The following is a 1,152-nucleotide window of genomic DNA, read 5'->3' as shown; positions in this document are numbered from 1 at the left end:
TCTCACGGGCGGCGCGCTCGGACACCACGGAGTTGCTGCCCATACGGGAGTTCTCCTGGCTGTTGAACGCGAAGTGCTTCAGGGTGACGCCCACGCCGGAGGCGGAGCCGTCCTCGTTGGTCTCCACGCCGCGGGTCTCGGCGGCGGCGGTCAGGCCGGCCACCAGAGGATCTTCGGAGTAATACTCGAAGTTACGGCCGCACAGGGGGTTGCGATGGATGTTCATGCCGGGCGCCAGCCAGGAGGTGACGCCGTATTCCTTCATCTCAATGCCGACCGCGCGGCCCACCAACTCGATGACCTCGGTGTCCCAGGTCTGCGCCAGCAGGGTGCCGATGGGGAAGGCGGTGCAGTACTGATAGTAGGTCTGGCCGTCGGTGGTGTAGAGGATGGTGCCCTTGGCGCGCTCGGCCTCAAAGGCGGCCTCGTCGGCGAACTCGATCTCCTTGTAGGTGGTACCGGACCAGCTGTAAGTGCCGGTATAATAAGTAGTATTGGGATCAAACTTCTGAGCGGAGTCCACCATGTTGTACTTGATGTAGCTGTTGGTAATACGGATACCGGCAGGGCCGTCGGACATCACGATGTTGGGGATAAAGCGGGTGGTGTACAGGTTGCTGGTGGTCTCGCCGGCAGCGCCGTACACGGACTCAGCCTGGGAACCAACCACGGCCTCGACGTCGTTGCCGCCGCCGGTGAAGCCGTCATAAGTGCCGCCTTCCACCAGGTCAGCCAACTCCACGTTGCTCATGTCGGCAACCAGCTGCTCCATGGTGACATTGCCGATGACCACGTCGAGGAGGGTGGGATTGTCCACAGGACCGACCTTCTCCAGGGTCTCGGTGTCGGTGCTGGTCTTGTCGGCAGCATACTTGGCAGAGTCGCTGGAGGCATCTCTGCTGACGTAAGTGGTAATCTTACCCTCGGTATAGGTGTAAGTCACAGCCTCGGGGAAGCTGGCCGCTCTCAGGCTCAGGGACACATTCTCAGCGCTCAGGCCGTCGGCGGTGGGAGTGATGTAGTCGCCGTAGCCTTCGGAGTTCTCGTCCAGCATATCCAGCTCCATGGGCTCATAGGTGGGATTCTTATGGGTGGCGGGGTCCTCATAGTTGAGGATGTAGCCGGCGTCGGCGTCATAGGTGCCGGCCTGCA

Annotated in this window: 1 protein-coding gene; it reads right to left on the bottom strand. The window is 61.5% G+C overall.

Going from position 1 to position 1,152, the window contains the following annotated elements:
• Positions 1-1,152, bottom strand: a 1,152-nt coding sequence (locus H7U37_RS14915; protein WP_204876942.1) for a glycoside hydrolase family 3 N-terminal domain-containing protein, incomplete at both ends; no start/stop codon positions are given.

The organism is Pseudoflavonifractor phocaeensis, assembly GCF_016901735.1.
Taxonomy (GTDB): Bacteria; Bacillota; Clostridia; order Oscillospirales; family Oscillospiraceae; genus Pseudoflavonifractor_A.
Note: the sequence above shows the minus strand (reverse complement) of the source record. Positions and strands in the feature narration are given on the sequence as shown.